We start from the raw sequence: 18,524 nt of genomic DNA on the forward strand, positions 1-18,524 counted from the left end.
GAATTGCAGAGATAATAATCAGTTCAATTTTTGCAATTGACTGATTATTTCAATTCGATAGAGCCATTACTCAGGATTTCTCTTGATGAGGAATTGAAGATACTCTAATAAACCTGTCCAATTTGTTTTCATTATAACAAATGTCGTAATTTTTTCGGAGTAAAAATAAAAATTATATTATTTATAACTATAAAATAACTTAGTTTTTTTGATATAATTTTTAGGATGTAAAAAAATAGGCAGAAATTATTGAAGTATTCTCTGTTATACTACTAAAATTGAAACCCGATACTAAACCAGGTAAAACTTTTTGACATTTCTGGAGACCAAGATTGTTTTACTTCTATAGGACCAATAATAGTTTCTAAACCATAACCAATCGCATATCCTGTATATTTTGGCATAGAAATCCAATCGACAGATGAAAAAATATCATCTCCTAAGTTGGCAAAATTAGCAGATATATTGATGTGATTTTTTTTGAAGATTTCATAATCAATATTAATATCCGTTTTAATATAACTGTTGCCGGCAATGCTTAGAAAATCGTATCCGTAGAAATAATTGAAATTGTTTATTTTATTGTAGCCATAACCGCCAAATATAAAATCAAAAAACGGAACGCTGTCGCTGCCAATATTAAATCCAGCATCGGCTCCAAATTTTATAGTTGCTTTTTTAAATAGTGGTCTAACAACTGCTATTTCAGCTTTGGCAATCGAGAAAGGTTTGAATTGCTTCGTATAATCTGATGATGCCATATAAGTTTGCAAATCTGTAGAAAAATATAATCCAGAACTTGGGTAATATTTTTCGTCTAGCGAATCGTATTTTAAATAGGCAAAGGCACTAAAATAATTGCTTTTTTCTATTATGTTGTCTTCATTGGTAAGGGTCGGTGAGCTAATTTTTAGATATTTATATTCTAAGCCGCCGCCCATTAAAAACTTCTGGACAAAAATGGTCTGAAAATAGGCCTGATTGGTTATATCCATGAAGTCAACATTAATAAGGTTGACATTGGGATTCTCTTTTAGAACGCCACTTAAACTCGTAGTTACATTTCGATTAAATTGATTCAATCTAGAACGGAATCCAAAACTGATATTAAAACCATTTTCGACATAATAATTAAAATCATATCTGAAATTATCACCCAAAATGATATCTAAAGAAGTAACATCGTTTTTTAAAAAAGTCTTTTTATGGGTTAGATTTAATAAAACTGCACTTTTGTAAAGACCATCATAATGAAGCCCAAGTTTTAGATAAGTTTGAGTTGGGTTTTCCTTTAAAACCAAATCAAGATCGTCTTTATCTCCATTTGGCTGAAGACAATAGGAGATTGTGCTAAAGTTTTGTGTCGCATTCAAGTTGTTTATTCCTGTTTTAAGACCATCGTAAGTTATGGTGCTTTCAGGTTTGAAACGAAGTTTACCACGAATATATTCTTTAGTATAATTTTCTAATTTATCTGTATTTATTTTTTGAATATGAAGTGTATCAGTTGCAACTTTCAGTTTTGGTTTTTTATAAAAGTTATTTTCATCGCTTAATGCTTTGATTTTTTCGTAAACGGCAAAAGCAGCTTCTTCTCCTTTTCTGATAATTTCTTCTCCTCGGTCAAACGAAATAACACCAAAATCACGAATATCGGGTCTGATATAAATATCGGTGTCTTTTATTTTGCTTTTCATTTTGTCAATAGACTGTAGATTGGTAATCTGAACTAAGATTCTGGTCGCATTTTTCAGATTTTTTCTTTTCAGCAAATCATCCTGAACATCAACGCCAATAATAATATCGGCACCAAGTTTTCGAACTTCTTGAATAGGATAATTATTTACAACTCCCCCATCAACCAACAAATTTCCGTCAATTTCAACTGGCGTAAATAAGGAAGGAAAAGCCGAACTAGCCATCATGGCTTGAACGAGATTTCCTTTATTTAATAAAACTTCTTCACCTGTTTCGATATTGGTTCCAATACATAAAAAAGGAGTCGGCAGTTGATTAAAATCGCGAACATGACGAACGTTTCTAGTTAAACTGCTCAATAAATTGTAATTGTACATTCCTTTTGAAAGTGCTTCTGGAATGCCGACTCTAAAATTGCTGAAAGGCAAAACAACAGCATACAATTCGTCATTCTTCTTACCGTAAAAATTCTTAGAAGAACGCGGAATATAGTCGTTTATTAATTCGTCAAAATTGGTTTGTTTGAAAATAGAGTCGATTTGAGAAGCGTTGTAACCAGAAGCATAAAGCCCGCCAATTACAGATCCCATACTGGTTCCGCCAATATAGTCAATTTTGATTCCAGCTTCTTCCAAAACTTTCAAAACTCCAATATGCGCAAAACCTTTGGCGCCACCACCACTTAAAACCAATCCTATTTTGGGTCTTTTGACACTGTCTTTTTTTATTTCTTGAGAAAATGATTTTGACGAAAAGAAAAATGCCGTTAAAAAAACGAATATAAATACGCGCCAAGAAACTCTTTTTTCGAATTTAGTTAAAATTTCTTTTGACCAAATATTTGAAATGTATAATTGGGATGGACGCATATAATGTTTAGTTGGTTTTGTAAAAGTCGACAATTTTTTTTGCTTTGGAAGCACCTATAACTTCTGAAATTTCTTTTTCTGTAGCTAATTTTAATCTTTTAACACTTTTGAAATGTTGTATTAATGCAAGCATGGTTTTTTCTCCAATTCCCGGAATGCTTTCTACAGAAGAATTAAGTGCAGATTTACTTCGTTTGTCTCTATGGAAAGTGATTCCAAATCGATGCGCCTCGTTTCTTAAATGCTGAATCACTTTTAAAGTTTCTGATTTTTTATCTAAATATAACGGAATCGAATCTCCAGGATAGAAAAGTTCTTCCAGACGTTTTGCAATTCCAATAATAGCAACTTTTCCTCTTAATCCTAAATCGTCAATACTTTTTAATGCTGCCGAAAGCTGTCCTTTTCCACCATCGATAATAATCAATTGCGGTAGAGGTTCGTTTTCATCCAACAATCTTTTGTAACGGCGGTACACGATTTCGGTCATAGAAGCAAAATCGTTCGGACCTTCAACCGTTTTGACATTAAAATGGCGGTAATCTTTTTTACTTGGTTTTCCGTCTTTAAAAACTACGCAAGCCGCAACAGGATTTGTTCCTTGAATATTCGAGTTATCAAAACATTCAATATGTCGAGGTTCAGAAGGAAGACGTAAATCTTTCTGCATCTGAGCCATAATTCTATTCACATGTCGATCGGGATCTACAATTTGCAACTGTTTCAATTGTTCGATTCTGTAGAATTTCGCATTTCGAATAGATAAATCTAGAATTTGCTTTTTGTCTCCAAGTTGCGGAACAGTTACTTTAATGTTTTCGCCCAAATCCATTTCAAAAGGAACAATAATTTCTTTAGATAATAATTGAAAACGCTCACGAAGTTCTACAATGGCCAATTCTAATAATTCTTCATCACTTTCGTCTAGTTTTTTCTTCATTTCTAAAGTATGCGAACGAATAATTGAACCATGTGAAATTTGTAGAAAGTTGACATAAGCCGCACTTTCGTCAGAAACAATGGAGAAAACATCAATGTTGGTAATCTTCGGATTGATAATGGTAGATCTAGATTGATAGTTTTCTAGTACTTCAATCTTTTCTTTTATTTTCTGCGCTTCTTCAAATTGTAAATTTTGCGCATAATTATTCATCAATTTCTTGAAATCCTTTAAACTTTCTTTGAAATTTCCTTTCAGGATTTCGCGAATAGCATTGACTTGTCTTTGGTATTCTTCCAAAGGTTCCAAACCTTCGCAAGGGCCTTTACAATTGCCAATGTGATATTCCAAACAAACTTTAAATTTTCCTGAATTAATGTTTGATTGGCTCAAGTCATAATTGCAGGTTCTAAGCGGATACAATTCTTTAATAAGATCCAAAATAGTATGTACTGTTTTGAAACTGGTATATGGGCCAAAATATTCAGAGCCATCTTTGACCATGTTTCGAGTTGAAAATATTCTCGAAAAAGGTTCTTTTTTAATACAGATCCAAGGATATGTTTTGTCGTCACGAAGCAAAACATTGTATCTCGGCTGAAGTGTTTTAATTAAATTGTTTTCTAATAAAAGCGCATCGGTTTCGGTTGGAACTACAATGTGTTTTATGGTCACGATTTTTTTTACCAAAACATTCGTTTTGGCAGTATCGTGAATTTTATTGAAATAGGATGAAACCCTTTTTTTTAAATTTTTGGCTTTTCCGACATACAAGATTTTCCCGTCTTTATCATAATATTGATACACGCCTGGATTATCAGGCAACGTTAAAATTTGAAGATCTAAGGACGGTTTTTGCATTCTATTGTGTTTCTGAAGATGTTTGATAAGCTTTTCAAAAAACATTCCTGTTTCTAAAAGAAGCTTAACATTGAATTAGTTTCAAATTTACAAAATCAAAAGAATAATTTCTATATTTAGATTTTATAATTCTACATGAAAAATAGTGCTCCATTGGTTATTTTCGGCGAATCGATTTTGCCGGGAGAACATAGAACAATAAATGTCGAAATTGCTCGGCTTCATACTACAACAAAACTAAATATTCCTGTTATTGTACGTCGTTCCAAACATGAAGGGCCGACTGTTTTATTTTCTGCAGGAATTCATGGCGACGAAATTAATGGTGTCGAAATTGTTCGTCAGATTATCAGTAAAAAAATCAACAGACCGTCGCGAGGGACTATTATCTGCATTCCGGTAATCAATATGTACGGTTTTGTAAATAAATCACGCGAGTTTCCAGACGGGCGTGATTTGAATCGTGTTTTTCCAGGAAGCAAAAAAGGTTCACTTGCCAGTCGATTTGCGTATCATATTGTCGAAGAAATTCTGCCGATTTTAGATTATGCCGTCGATTTTCATGCAGGTGGTGCAAGCCGTTTTAATGCTCCGCAGATTAGAATTACCGAGAATAATCCCGAATTAAAAGTTTTGGCCGACATTTTTAATGCGCCCTTTACATTGTATTCTAAAAACATAAATGGATCTTTTAGAAAAACTTCTGAAAATGCCAATGTGAAAATGTTGCTTTTTGAAGGCGGAAAATCATTAGACATCAATAACGAAATTGCAAATCAAGGTGTTTTGGGAACCAAACGTTTGCTTCATTATTTAGGAATGCTCGATTCGAAACAAATTGCTGAGCCAGCTTTAACTCCTTCCATTTATATCAAGCAATCGGTTTGGCTTCGCGCAAAATGTTCTGGCTTACTTCATGATTTTAATTTGGTTGGAAAATTTGTAACCAAAGGCACTATCTTAGCCATCATTACAGATCCGTTTGGTAAATTTGAGCAAAAAGTCAAAGCACCCCATGATGGTTATGTAATTAATGCCAATCATTCGCCAATTGTTTATGAAGGCGACGCAATCTATCATTTATCTAAAATTCCAGACAATGCCGACGAGTAAAAAAGAACTCCGATTAGAATATAAAAATCTCCGCAAAACGCTTTCTTTTGACGAAATAGAAGAAAAAAGTTTGGCAATTGCCAATCAATTAATTCAAATGCCAATTTGGGATAAAAGTTATTATCATGTTTTTCTTCCGATTGAAGAGCATAAGGAAGTCAATACCGAATATGTTTTGCATTTGCTTTCTGGAAAAGACAAAGAAATCTTGATTTCTAAAAGCGATTTTGAATCTAGAAAAATGACTCATTTTCTATTAACAGATAATACCAAAATTAAAAAGAACGAATACAATATTCCGGAACCAGTTGACGGAATTGAAGTTCCTTCGTCTAAAGTGGAAGTGGTTTTTGTACCGCTTTTGGCTTTTGATATTTTTGGAAACCGAATTGGTTACGGAAAAGGTTTCTACGATAAATTCCTCGCCGAATGCAAACCAGAAACCATCAAAATCGGACTTTCATTTTTTGAAGCCGTAAACCAAATTGATGATGTTTTTGAATCGGATATTAAATTGGATTATTGCGTTACGCCTGAGAGAATTTATCAGTTTTAATTTTACATTCCGGTATTCTGTAGAGACGCACCGCAGTGCGTCTAACATATAGAATATAAATTACTGCCACAGATTACAAGATTAGAAAGGATTAATCTTTTAAAATCATTTAATCTGTGGCAAAAAATAAATATTCATTCCAGTGCATCCGACACAATGTTTGTCGATATGCTTGACGTAGACGCACTGCAGTGCGTCTCTACAATTCTGTATGGACAAAAGATAGAATTACATTTCACTTCTCACATTTCTCATTTTACAAAAAACAAAAAAATATTTTCAGCTAAAAATCCCTTTAAAAATAAGGGTTTCTCATTTTATTTTCACGTAAGAAAAATATTTGTAAAAAAATTGGCACGATTTTGATACTCGACAAAATGCAAATAATCGCCTCTAGTAAATCCGGAATGCTAGTCCTTATTTGAAGCCTATAACCTTTTATTAATTTTTTTAAAAACTTACTTTATGAGAAATCTTAATTTCTTTATGATGGCATTCCTCGTACTTACTATTTTTAGCTGTAAGAAAGCGTATGCACCAGACCAAAGTTACGAGGCAGTTGATTCTGCTGCGGCTGTGACCGATGCAATTCCAGAGGAAATGTACATTGAACCGAATACAGAAAGCTACGCAGGATTAGAAGAAAATCCGTTTGAATCTCCACTAAAAGAACCACTTTCTACTTTTTCCATCGATGTTGATAATGCGTCCTACACCAATATCCGTCGATTTATAAACGAAGGGCAAAAAGTTCCAAAAGATGCTGTTCGAGTGGAAGAAATGATCAACTTCTTTAAATACAAATATCCACAGCCAGATGGACAGCATCCATTTGCGATTAATACAGAATACAGTGATTGTCCGTGGAATAAAAACAGCCGATTACTAAAAATTGGTTTACAGGGAAAAAATATTCCAATGGCAAATTTGCCGGCTACTAATCTGGTTTTTTTAGTAGATGTTTCTGGTTCTATGGATGAACCAAACAAACTACCGTTGCTAAAAGAATCCATGAAAATCTTGGTAAAAGAACTTCGAAGCATTGATAAAGTTTCGATTGTAGTTTATGCAGGATCTGCAGGAGTCGTTTTAGAGCCAACTTCTGGAGATAATAAAGACGAAATTATGGATGCTTTTGACGATTTGCATGCTGGAGGAAGTACAGCTGGGGGAGAAGGAATTGAATTGGCTTACAAACTTGCACAACAAAATTTCATTAAAGAGGGAAATAATAGAGTGGTAATAGCTACAGATGGAGATTTTAATGTTGGCGCTTCTTCAGATGATGATATGTTGAAATTGATAGAGCAGAAAAGAGAGTCTGGAGTTTTCTTAACCGTTTTAGGATTTGGAATGGGGAATTATAAAGACAGTAAAATGGAAATTTTGGCCGACAAAGGAAATGGAAATTATGCTTATATCGATAATATTCAGGAAGCAAATCGTTTTCTTGGAAAAGAATTTAAAGGATCTATGTTTGCTATTGCGAAAGATGTAAAAATTCAAATTGAGTTTAACCCAAAACATGTTCAAGCATACCGATTGATTGGTTATGAAAACCGAAAACTGAATGCAGAAGATTTTAAAAATGATAAAATTGATGCGGGCGAATTGGGAAGCGGACATTCAGTTACAGCTTTGTATGAAATCGTTCCAATAGGTGTAGAAAGTGACTATGTTCCGTCAGATCTGAAATACACTAAAACAAAACAAACTGAGGGAAATTACAGTGATGAATTGGCTACAGTAAAATTTAGATATAAAAAACCTGATGGCAACAAAAGTATTGAAATTGTAAATGTTATAGCAGATCAGAAAACAGATTTAGAAAATAGTTCTCCTGATTTTAAATTTACAACTGCAGTTTCTTGGTTCGGATTAAAATTGCGTGAATCAAAATATATAGCCAACAGTTCAAGTTCGGACATCAAAAGATTAGCAAAATCTGGTTTGTCAAATGACGAAGATGGTTACAGATCTGAATTTGTTAGATTGGTGGATGCTGTGAATTAATCATTAAATTTCAAAAAAGAAAAATTCCAAACTCCAACTTAAAATTGGAATTTGGAATTTTTTATTTGAATATTTTTAAAATCTATTTTACTTCTTTGATTGTTGCCGATTCTATCCAACCTTGAGTTCCGTCTGTCAATTCGATTTTTTTCCAGCCAGCAACACTTTCCAAGACATAAACTTTTGCTCCTTCGTGCAATAAAATAATTCCGTTTGAAGATTTTTGAGGCTCATGTCTCACTTGACTTAATTCCGAAAAAACAATGGCAACACGATCGTTTTCAAAATGACTTTTTTCAGACATTCCAGCCGAAATGCTTAAAGCAAAGGCTACCAAAATGATAAACATTCCGACGAAATAAATCCTTTTTGCAATTGTAGCGCTCGAAAAATAATACCCAATAAAACTCAATAAAAACACAAAACCAAGCACAACAGAAATTTTAGCCCAAGTATTATAATCAAAAATGGAAGTAAAGTTCTGAATCAGTTTTGCAAAACCTACTTTAGGAACTTCTTTGATTTCGTCAATGGTTAGTTTTTTGGCAAACTTTAAATTATTTAAAGTCTCTGGATCATTTGGTTTAAGAACCAAAGCTTTTTCATAATTATAAATCGAAGGCGCAACCTGATTTAGTTTGTAATAACAGTTTCCAAGATTAAAATACAATTCGGCAGACTGTAATTTATCTTCTTTTATAATGTTCTCATAAACCTGTGCTGCTTCTTTATATTGCCCTTTTTGGTACAATGCATTGGCCGATTCAAAACGACCTTGCGCAAAGAAAACCTGCGAGATGAATAAAAAGAGATATCGTATGTTTTTCATCTTATTTTGTTTAAACCTGACAGGTTTTCAAAACCTGTCAGGTTTGTTTTATTACGTTTAAACAATCTGTTTTTCTAATTCAGAAATAATCATAACCGCTTTATCATAATCCTGCTGAATTGAAGCGCTCGATGCTGGTGCATAACGTGCAAATTCGCAGTTTTCAGTCAAAGCAATAAAATTCTGAACCGTTTCTGCATTTGCATTTCTAGACAATAGCAATTCTCTAATATTGTCTTTACTCATTTCTGAAGTTTCAATATGCAGTTTTGCTTTCAAGAAGTTATGCATTGCTTTTTCTAATGCGATATAGAAAGGCTCTTTGTTGTTAAGATGTTTCTTGGCTTGCGATAAATATTTTTTAGCCAGCTTATTGTTCATTCTAATTCTGTTTCCAGTAACATCACTATCCATAGCCTCTTTTTTCTTTCTAGCTAAAATGATTATTGGAATAATGATAAATGGAGCTAACAATAATCCTAAATATAGATTTGAATCATAAAAATCTTTTTTCGCAATAGGAATTAATATTGTTTTAGGTTTTATGTTTTTAAATTGATCAGCTTTTGCAACAACATTTTTAGATGCTGCTCCTGTATTTGCTTCCGCTGGCGTTGGTCCGTCTAAAACATCAACCATAATTTCTTTTGAAGTAATGGTTTTATATGTGCCAGTACTCAAATCAAAATAAGAAAACTGCATTGGTTTGATCGCATATTTTCCTCTGTATTGCGGTACAATCGTATATTTATCTGTAATTCTTCCAGACATACCCGTCAGAGAAGTCGTCACGTTTTCATCATGAACAGGATCATACATTTCTAACGCATTCGGTACAACTGGTTTTGGAAGTGTAAATAACTTCATATTTCCGCTACCTTGTGCGCTTACGATTAAGTCAAGTCCTTCACCATTTTTAAGCGTTGTTTTTGACGGAGTTACGGTAAAATTAAATCTTCCGACAGCACCCGTAAATCCTTCTGGTTTGTTTGTTTCTGGAAGCGGTCGCACATTGATTGTTTTTGCTCCAGCAGAAACCACTTTATTGTCTTCTGCAATAATCATTTGGCCAAACATGTCACGACGATTTGTTGGTAACTGTACACCAATATCTAGTGAAAGAGGTTCAATTGTAAGTCTTCCTGATTTTTGAGGATATAGAATAGTCTTTTTTAAGATTACATAATAAGCTTGCTGACCTTGGTAAGAACCTTGCTGTACAGAAAGCTGCTTAACATCAATGTTCTGATTCCAAAAATCATTGTATTTAGGTTTTGCCAATTCTTTAAAACCAGTAACACCAATATTATTGAAATACAGTTTGTAAACGACTGTAATAGGTTCGTTTAAGTACGGATTTGTTTTTGAGATTTCGGCAACAAGTTCCAATAATTCATTTCCAGATCCTTGAGGTCTGTCATTTGGATCTCTTTCCTGAGCCACAGCATTGGTTACTGTAACCTTTATCGGATTGGTTTTGTAAACCTGTCCATTGAATTCTATAGCGGCCTGTTTTATTGTTAAGGCACCTTTTCTTTCAGGTTGTAAGATATAGGAGTATATTTTTTGAAAAGAACTGCGTCCGTTTATCCAAGACTGGCTAATCTGTTGGCTTGGTCCCGCAACCATTTTAAATCCGTCAAAAGAAGGTTGCTCGAAATTATCTCCGTCCACATTCATGATGAAGTCTATGCGAAGTCTTTCATTTATTCCAAGCGAGTTTTTGCTGACTCTGGCTTCAAATTGTACTTGAGCCATAAGTCCTTGAAAAGTGATTAGAAATAGAATTAAATATCTTTTCATTACTTGTTTTAGTCGTTGTTTGTTTAACTGTTAAACCGTTTAATCGTTTTGTAATAACAAATAAACGATTAAACGATTCAACTTATTTTACCAGTCTTTTTCTGTTTTCTTAGGACTACCTTTTACTTTTTGAGCGTTTACTTTGTCCTGAATTTTCTTTTCTTCATTATTAACCGCATCTAATAAATTCTGAACACGTTCTTTTGATATTCCTCCAGGCTGTGGTTTTGGCTGGCCTTGATTGTCTGATTTGTCGTCTTTCTTAGGATCATTTTGGCCATCTTTTTTGTCTTTGTCTGGATCGCCTTTATCGTCTTTTTTATCCTTGTCTTTATCTTTATTTTTATCCTTGTCCTTGTCCTTGTCTTTGTTTTTATCCTTATCCTTGTCTTTGTCCTTATTTTTATCTTTCTGATCGTTTTTAGGAGGATTTTCTTTTAGCTTTTGTTTGGCATAAGCATAATTGTAACGTGTTTCCTCATCGGTTGGATCGTTACGAAGTGCTTGTTTGTAAGCTTCAACTGCCTGAGTATAATCTTTCTCTTTCATGAAAGTATTTCCAAGGTTATGATAAGCCTTGTGTTTTTCAGGTCTTGTTTTGGCATTTTTTATTGCTTTCGCGTAAGCAAATTTAGCTTCCGAAATCTGATTTTGTCTGTAAATGGTATTTCCTAAATTATAAGGCGCTGCTGATTTTTTAGGAAATTTTGATTCCGAAATTCTATAGTTTGCCTCAGCATCAGTAAATTTATTCTGCTTATATTCTTCATTACCAGTAGGCAACGTTTTGTCTTTTTCTTGAGCAGAAACTGCAAAAGAAACGGTTAGTAAAATATAAAGGAGTAAATTTTTCATTCTAATTTTATTTTTTTTCGCCACGAATTTCACTAATTGGCACTAATTTTTTTATCATTATTTTTGAATTTAACAAATTAAATAATTGTCTTTCGTGTAAATTCGAGTAATTAGTGGCTAACTTTTTTATTTCTTTTCATTAAATAAATCCAACTCTTTGATCCAGCTTGTTTTTCTTTCTAATAAGAAAATGTCTAGGAAAAGCAATAAAAATGCAAATCCGATAAACCACTGAAACTGCGATTGAAACTCGGCCATTTGTGTTGCCTCAAATTCTGTTTTCTGAATATTGTTTAAAGCATTTTTGACATATTCTAACACTTCTTTTGTGCTTCCGCCGTAAACATAACCACCTTTTGTTGCTTTTGCAATTGTTTTTAAACCTTCCTGATTTAATTTGGTAATTACGGTTTCTCCGTTTTGATCTTTTTGATAACCTCTTACAACACCATTTTCTTTTAGCGGAATTGTTCCTCCTTTTTCTGTACCAACTCCAATTGTAATGATTTTCATTCCTAGTTTATTGGCTTCTTCTGCCGCGGCAGCCGCGCCTTCAGAATGATCTTCACCATCAGAAATCAGGATTAATAATTTGCTAGTTTTGCTTTTTTCATCAAAGTAAGTCGAAGACAATTTAATCGCTTCATCTAAAGATGTTCCTTGAGACGAAACCATTCCTGGACTCATACTCTGTAAAAACATTTTTGCAACGCTGTAATCTGATGTAATTGGTAAAACTGGGAAAGCGCTACCTGCGTAAGCTACGATTCCAATTCTATCGCTTCCTAAATTATTAATGATCTGAGAAACCAGCTGTTTACTTTTGTCTAGACGGCTAGGAACGACATCTTCTGCCAACATACTTTTAGAAACGTCGACAGCAAAAACGATGTCAATACCTTCTCGTTTTACGGTCTCCATCTTGGTTCCAATCTTCGGATTTACCAAACCCATAATCAAACAGGTAAGTGCCAGAAGAATAACTACAATTTTTAAAACTGGTTTAAAAACCGATTTCTCTGGGCTTAATCTTTTTACCATTTCCAAGTCACCAAATTCTCGTTGTGTTCTTCTCTTCCAATACATATTGAAAAGAAAAATACAGACCACAATTGGGATAAGTAATAAGAGATATAAATATTTTTTTTCGTCTAATTCCATTTTTTAATTCTAGTTTTCAGTCGCAATTTTCGGTCGCAATTTTCAGTTGTTTACTGTAAGCTGTGACTGCGACTAAAATATTAAATAAAGCTTCTATAAACCGTATTTCTTAATCCAACTTCTAGTAACAGCAAAAAGCCTGCAAATAAAACAAAAGCTCTGTACTTTTCATCATAATCATAGAATTTTAATTCTTGAATTTCTGTTGTTTCCAGTTTATTGATTGAGTTGTATATTTCTGCTAATTTATCGTTACTTGTAGCTCTAAAGTATGTTCCGTCTGTTTTTTGGGCAATACTTTTCATCAGCCTTTCATCGATTTCAACTTTTTGCATTTTGAATAAGAAACCTCCGTTTGGTGCGTATGCGTATGGAGATTCTGCCATTCCGTTTGTTCCAAGACCAATGGTGTAAACTTTTATTCCGTATTGTTTTGCAATATCAGCGGCAGTTTCTGGTTCGATAAATCCAGCATTATTTACACCATCTGTAAGCAAAATGATAACACGGCTTTTTGCTTTACTGTCTTTTAGACGATTTACAGCCGTTGCCAATCCCATTCCAATTCCAGTTCCGTCTTGTAAAACCGTATCGTATTTAATACCTTTTATAGCTTCAAGAATGATTGCTTTGTCACTAGTTACAGGAGTTTTGGTATAAGCTTCAGAAGCGTACAAAACCAATCCGATTCTATCATTTGGTCTTTCTTCAACGAAATCTGCTGCCACTCTTTTTAAAGCTTCCATACGGTTCGGCTTTAAATCTTTTGCCAGCATAGAGCCAGAAACGTCAATTGCCATTACAATATCAATTCCTTTTGTCGTTTTAGTCTGGTTGCTAATGTCTACTGTTCTTGGTCGAGCCAATGCTATAATCAATGAACATAAAGCAAGAATTCTGAAAACGTATAAAGCAGGTTTGAACTTGGTCCAAAACGATTCATTATTTTGGAATCCTGCTGTCGAACTCATTTTTAAGGTAGCCGACTGCTGGTTGCGTTTCCAGAAAAACCAGATTATCGCAATCGGAATTAATAGAAACAACCAAAGAAACTCTGGATTTAAAAAAGTGATCTTGCTCATTAGTTGTTTGCTCTTTGAAGTTCAACAGAATTTAGTATTCGGGTAGTGATTTCATTTGCATAAGTATCGCCTTCTTCATGTAAAATCAAAATTTGCTGTAAACCTTGATCTTGTTTGAAAAGCAGCAATTCATAATACGCCTTTGTACTTGTTTTGGTTGCTGGATTCAAAACAGTCATTGTTCCGTAACCTTTTATTCCCTGAATACCTTCGTTTGTTTGAAAATCTTCTTGTTTTACAATAATATTTTGTCCGCCTTGAGCTTCAATAATTTTTAGCGTTCCTTCAAGAGTTTTGCTTAAATCAATATCTGTTGGCTGTTTAAATTTAGATGTTGAAACGGTTACATAGAAATTGTCAATCAAGCTGCCGTATGCAAAAAGCTGCATTTCTTTAATAAGAGCCATTGCTTCTTTTGGAAGTGCTTTTTGCGCGTCCAATCTTTTTAAAACCTTTGGAGTTTCAATAATAACGGCTGGATTTCCGTAAGCACTTTTTACCCATTCGCCTTCTAATAATTCTTTAGAAGGATGGCCAATTATATTGTCTTTTACGTAATTGAATCCTTTGGTAACCACAAAGAAAGTTGTTGTAGCAAACAATAAAAGTATGATAGCGGCAACAGCATAACCGATTCTTGCATTGCGCTGTTTCTTAAGCTGTGCCTGAATTTGTTTTTGTCTTTGCGCTTCGTTTAACAATTGATCTTCTATATCCTCAGGAACTTCTGTCGGAATAGCATTATCAAGCGTTAAAATTACTTTCTGGATTTTATTTTTATCTTCTTTAATTTCAAATTCAAGCGGTTTAGATTTCGCAAATTTTACTAAATCGGCCTGACGTAAAACGCGTTCCAGATTTTCAACTGTTTCTGGCGTAAGCGTCATTTTCTTTTTGGTAGAAGCATCTCTAATTGCGGAAATTAACTCAGAAGTAGTACTTTCCATTGCTGGAATATGAATCGCTTCTTCGATATAATTACGTGCAATATCAGTTAATTCACTATAGTATTCTTTAATTTCGCCTTTTTGAACCAGCTCTTTTTGTTCTAAGTTGTTTAATAAGCTTGTAGCTTTTTCGATAGGTGTTTTGTAAACTTCTTCTTCGATTTTTTTTAGCTGACGTTTTTTAACGTACCAATAAACAAAGGCTCCGATTCCGATAATTACTAAAGCTATTAAAACATAAATCCACCAATTGCCGATGCCTTCGTCAACAGTGGAAATATCTTTAATATCATACATTTTTTGCTGTAGTGTGTCCACTTTTACATTGGCTACTTCAACCTTAATAGAATCGCTATAAAAAGGCTTTTTATCTATTAAAATCTTAACGCTTGGAATTGTATAACGACCAGAATCAAACTGTGTTAAACCATATTTTTTGATTAACTCATAAGTATCATCTTTCTTAACCGTATCAACTGGATAAGATTGAATAACTTCTAATGGCCCAATGTTTTTAAGCTTTGGAAATTCAACTTTTGATTTTGAGTTTACGACCGTTTTTAGTGTCAGTTTGAACTCTGCACCAATTTTGTTTTTTGTAGTATCAATACTTGTTTCTACTGGTTTCTGCTGCGCAAAAATCATAGTAGAAAAAAGCAATAAAAATATATAAAGTTTAAATTTCATTTGATTGACGATTGTTGATTTTAGATTAACGATTTTTGATTGGTTAATCAAAATTGCCAAAATTTTATCGTGATTTGAAATAGCCTAATAGTTTAGTAACGTAATTTTCGTCTACTCTGGTATTTACAATTCCTGCTCCAGATTTACGGAAAGTATCTTTAAAGTAATTTAATTTCTCCTGGTAATGCTTCTCATAATTCATACGAACAGCTTTTGAACTTGTATCAACCAATTGGATTTTTCCAGTTTCGGCATCTAGCATGTTTACCATTCCTAAATTGGGAATTCTTTCTTCACGGATATCGTACACACGAACACCAGTGATGTCATGCTTCTTAGACGCGATTTTTAAAGTATGCTCATAAGAGTCAGACATAAAATCGGAAATCATAAAAATAATAGCTTTCTTTTTCTGGGTTCCAGATAAAAATTTCAAGGCTTGAGCAATGTCTGTTTTATGACTTTTTGGTTCAAATTCGATCAATTCTCGAATGATGCGAAGCACGTGCGAACGTCCTTTTTTTGGCGGAATATATAATTCTACAGTATCAGAAAATAATATTAAACCAATTTTGTCATTATTCTGTGTAGCCGAAAAAGCCATCGTTGCCGCAATTTCGGTTACGATGTCTTTCTTGAATTGATTTTTAGAACCAAAAGATTCCGAACCCGAAATATCGACCATTAAAACCATGGTTAATTCGCGTTCTTCTTCAAATACTTTAACGTGAGCTTCGTTGTAGCGTGCGGTTACATTCCAATCGATGTTACGAATATCATCTCCGTATTGGTATTGACGCACCTCGCTAAACGTCATTCCTCGTCCTTTAAATGAAGAGTGGTATTCTCCCGAAAAGATGTGATTACTCAGTCTTTTCGTTTTGATTTCTATTTTCCGTACTTTTTTTAAAAGCTCTTTTGTATCCATTTGATTTGTTTAAAGTTTAAAGTTTAAAAGTTTCAAGTTTGCTTTGCAACAACTTGAAACCTGAAACTTGAAACAAATTTTTAAGGTACCTCAATCTCGTTAACGATTTTGTTGATAATGTCTACAGAAGTGATGTTTTCTGCTTCTGCTTCGTAAGTGATTCCTACTCTGTGACGCAATACATCGTGAACAACTGCACGAACGTCTTCTGGAATTACATAACCACGACGTTTGATGAAAGCATAGCATTTTGCAGCATTAGCCAAGTTGATACTTCCACGAGGAGAAGCTCCAAAACTGATAAGCGGTTTTAAATCGGCTAATTTGTATTTTTCTGGATAACGAGTAGCAAAAATGATATCCAAGATATATTTCTCAATTTTTTCGTCCATGTAAACTTCACGAACAGCTTCTTGCGCACGTAAAATCTGATCTACAGAAACTACCGGATTTACTTTTTCGTAAGATCCTTTTAAGTTTTGGCGAATTACAAAACGCTCTTCATCAATTTTTGGGTAATCAATTACAGTTTTTAGCATAAAACGGTCAACCTGTGCTTCAGGAAGTGCATATGTTCCTTCTTGTTCAACAGGGTTTTGTGTTGCTAATACTAAAAACGGACGATCTAATTTGAAAGTAGTGTCACCAATAGTAACTTGTTTTTCCTGCATTGCCTCCAAAAGTGCTGACTGAACCTTAGCAGGAGCACGGTTAATCTCATCAGCAAGTACGAAATTGGCGAAAATTGGTCCTTTTTTAATTGAGAACTCGTTTGCTTTAATGTTGTAAATCATGGTTCCGATAACATCGGCAGGCAGTAAATCTGGCGTAAACTGGATACGGCTGAAAGAACCCTGAACCGCTTGAGAAAGCGTATTAATGGCTAAAGTTTTTGCCAGACCTGGAACTCCTTCCAATAAAATATGCCCTTGTCCAAGTAATCCGATCAATAGACGCTCGACCATATGTTTCTGACCCACAATAACTTTGTTCATTTCCATTGTAAGAAGGTCTATAAAAGCACTTTCTCTTTCAATTTTTTCATTTATCGCTCTAATGTCTAAAGTCGTTGTATTTTCTTCCATATAAATATTTTTAAAACCTTGATTTTTACGCCTAATTTTTGAGAGTGCAAATTGAATATTTTTTGAGAAGTAAGATGTTAAAGAATGGTTAAAACTTCGACCAATGACTTAATTTTAAGGACTAATTGTGAATCTATTTTTATATTTTTAAGAACTTTGATGATTATGTTTTATTAAAGCATAATTATTACCAAAAATAATGCATAATTATTATGAGCAAAACAGTCTTATCGCCTATAATTTCGGGCACTATGAATTGGGGAGTTTGGGATAAAAACCTTACAACCAAAGAAATGGAAAACATGATACAGGTAAGTATCGAAAACAAAATTACGACTTTTGATCACGCGGATATTTACGGTTCGTATACGACCGAAGCCGATTTTGGAAAAGCCTTTCACACAAGTAAAATTGATCGTGAAAAATTACAATTAATTACCAAGTGCGGAATTCAGATGATTGCTGAAAAACGCCCTGAAAACAAAATCAAACATTATGATTATTCTAAAGACTATATTATTAAGTCTGTAGAAACATCTTTGAAGAATTTAAAAACAGATTATGTAGATGTTTTTTTACTTCATAGACCAAGTCCGTTAATGCAGGCTGATGAAATTGCCGAAGCAATTGAAAAGTTAAAAGGAGAAGGAAAAATTATCGATTTTGGACTTTCTAACTTTACGAGCTCTCAAACCGAATTAATTCGCAGTAAAACTGAAGTGAGTTATAATCAGGTACAGTTTTCTGCAACTCATTACGAAGCAATGACAGACGGGAGTTTAGATTATATGCAAACACATGGAATTCGTCCGTTATCTTGGAATCCGCTTGGAACTGTTTTTAGAGAAGATACCAAAAAAACACGTCGTTTGAAAAAACTGTTTTCTGAATTAGTAGAAAAATACCATTTAGGGTCTGATACTTTATTATTAGCTTGGATTTTAAAACACCCTGCCAAAATAATTCCTATTGCGGGAACTGTAAATATTGCCAGAATTCAGTCTTTAATGAAAGCAGTAGAACTGGAAATGGATACCCAAGATTGGTTTGCTATCTGGACAGAAAGTATGGGTGACGATGTGCCTTAATTTTGTACT

The 18,524-nt window shown here is 33.8% G+C and carries 14 protein-coding genes; 4 read left to right on the top strand and 10 right to left on the bottom strand.

All coding sequences use genetic code 11. From position 1 onward, the window contains the following. Positions 1–272: 272 nt before the first annotated feature. Positions 273–2,567 (bottom strand): patatin-like phospholipase family protein, encoded by a 2,295-nt coding sequence (locus tag AAYQ05_RS02970; protein ID WP_343541048.1) that lies wholly within the window; start codon positions 2,565–2,567, stop codon positions 273–275. A 7-nt stretch (positions 2,568–2,574) separates the two neighbouring features. Next, positions 2,575–4,368: an excinuclease ABC subunit UvrC gene (uvrC, locus tag AAYQ05_RS02975; protein WP_343541049.1), complete on the bottom strand. Its 1,794-nt coding sequence runs from the start codon at positions 4,366–4,368 to the stop codon at positions 2,575–2,577. A gap of 135 nt (positions 4,369–4,503) precedes the next feature. Between uvrC and AAYQ05_RS02980 the strand changes: the two genes are divergently transcribed. The 3 genes from AAYQ05_RS02980 (at position 4,504) to AAYQ05_RS02990 (ending at position 8,050) form a co-directional block, all read left to right on the top strand. Further along, entirely contained in the window at positions 4,504–5,481 is a 978-nt protein-coding gene (locus AAYQ05_RS02980) for a succinylglutamate desuccinylase/aspartoacylase family protein (RefSeq protein ID WP_281634149.1), read from the top strand. Beyond that, positions 5,468–6,037, top strand: a complete 570-nt coding sequence (locus AAYQ05_RS02985; protein ID WP_343541052.1) for a 5-formyltetrahydrofolate cyclo-ligase — start codon at positions 5,468–5,470, stop codon at positions 6,035–6,037. The genes AAYQ05_RS02980 and AAYQ05_RS02985 overlap by 14 nt, the downstream gene beginning before the upstream one ends. A gap of 465 nt (positions 6,038–6,502) precedes the next feature. Further along, positions 6,503–8,050: a vWA domain-containing protein gene (locus AAYQ05_RS02990; RefSeq protein ID WP_343541054.1), complete on the top strand. Its 1,548-nt coding sequence runs from the start codon at positions 6,503–6,505 to the stop codon at positions 8,048–8,050. A gap of 82 nt (positions 8,051–8,132) precedes the next feature. Here AAYQ05_RS02990 and AAYQ05_RS02995 read toward each other — a convergent pair whose 3' ends face one another. From AAYQ05_RS02995 to AAYQ05_RS03030, 8 genes are all read right to left on the bottom strand, one after another. Further along, positions 8,133–8,879 (bottom strand): tetratricopeptide repeat protein, encoded by a 747-nt coding sequence (locus AAYQ05_RS02995; protein ID WP_343541056.1) that lies wholly within the window; start codon positions 8,877–8,879, stop codon positions 8,133–8,135. Positions 8,880–8,936: 57 nt separating this feature from the next. Next, positions 8,937–10,682 (bottom strand): BatD family protein, encoded by a 1,746-nt coding sequence (locus AAYQ05_RS03000; protein WP_343541057.1) that lies wholly within the window; start codon positions 10,680–10,682, stop codon positions 8,937–8,939. 87 nt (positions 10,683–10,769) lie between these two features. After that, entirely contained in the window at positions 10,770–11,537 is a 768-nt protein-coding gene (locus AAYQ05_RS03005; protein ID WP_343541059.1) for a tetratricopeptide repeat protein, read from the bottom strand. A 126-nt stretch (positions 11,538–11,663) separates the two neighbouring features. Beyond that, positions 11,664–12,698: a vWA domain-containing protein gene (locus AAYQ05_RS03010; protein WP_343541060.1), complete on the bottom strand. Its 1,035-nt coding sequence runs from the start codon at positions 12,696–12,698 to the stop codon at positions 11,664–11,666. Between the two features lie 80 nt (positions 12,699–12,778). Beyond that, entirely contained in the window at positions 12,779–13,780 is a 1,002-nt protein-coding gene (locus tag AAYQ05_RS03015; protein ID WP_177211764.1) for a vWA domain-containing protein, read from the bottom strand. After that, on the bottom strand, positions 13,780–15,414 hold the full coding sequence (locus tag AAYQ05_RS03020) for a hypothetical protein (RefSeq protein WP_343541062.1): 1,635 nt from the start codon (positions 15,412–15,414) through the stop codon (positions 13,780–13,782). Before AAYQ05_RS03020 ends, AAYQ05_RS03015 begins: the two co-directional genes overlap by 1 nt. Positions 15,415–15,478: 64 nt before the next feature. After that, entirely contained in the window at positions 15,479–16,342 is an 864-nt protein-coding gene (locus AAYQ05_RS03025; protein ID WP_095928411.1) for a DUF58 domain-containing protein, read from the bottom strand. An 80-nt stretch (positions 16,343–16,422) separates the two neighbouring features. Further along, positions 16,423–17,427 carry an AAA family ATPase gene (locus AAYQ05_RS03030; RefSeq protein WP_177211766.1) on the bottom strand — a complete coding sequence of 335 codons (1,005 nt, stop codon included), beginning with the start codon at positions 17,425–17,427 and terminating at the stop codon, positions 16,423–16,425. Positions 17,428–17,639: 212 nt separating this feature from the next. Here AAYQ05_RS03030 and AAYQ05_RS03035 point away from each other — a divergent pair, with 212 nt between their 5' ends. Further along, positions 17,640–18,515 (top strand): aldo/keto reductase, encoded by an 876-nt coding sequence (locus AAYQ05_RS03035; protein ID WP_343541063.1) that lies wholly within the window; start codon positions 17,640–17,642, stop codon positions 18,513–18,515. Positions 18,516–18,524: the final 9 nt, after the last annotated feature.

It is taken from the genome of Flavobacterium movens, assembly GCF_039581425.1.
GTDB lineage: Bacteria > Bacteroidota > Bacteroidia > Flavobacteriales > Flavobacteriaceae > Flavobacterium > Flavobacterium luteolum.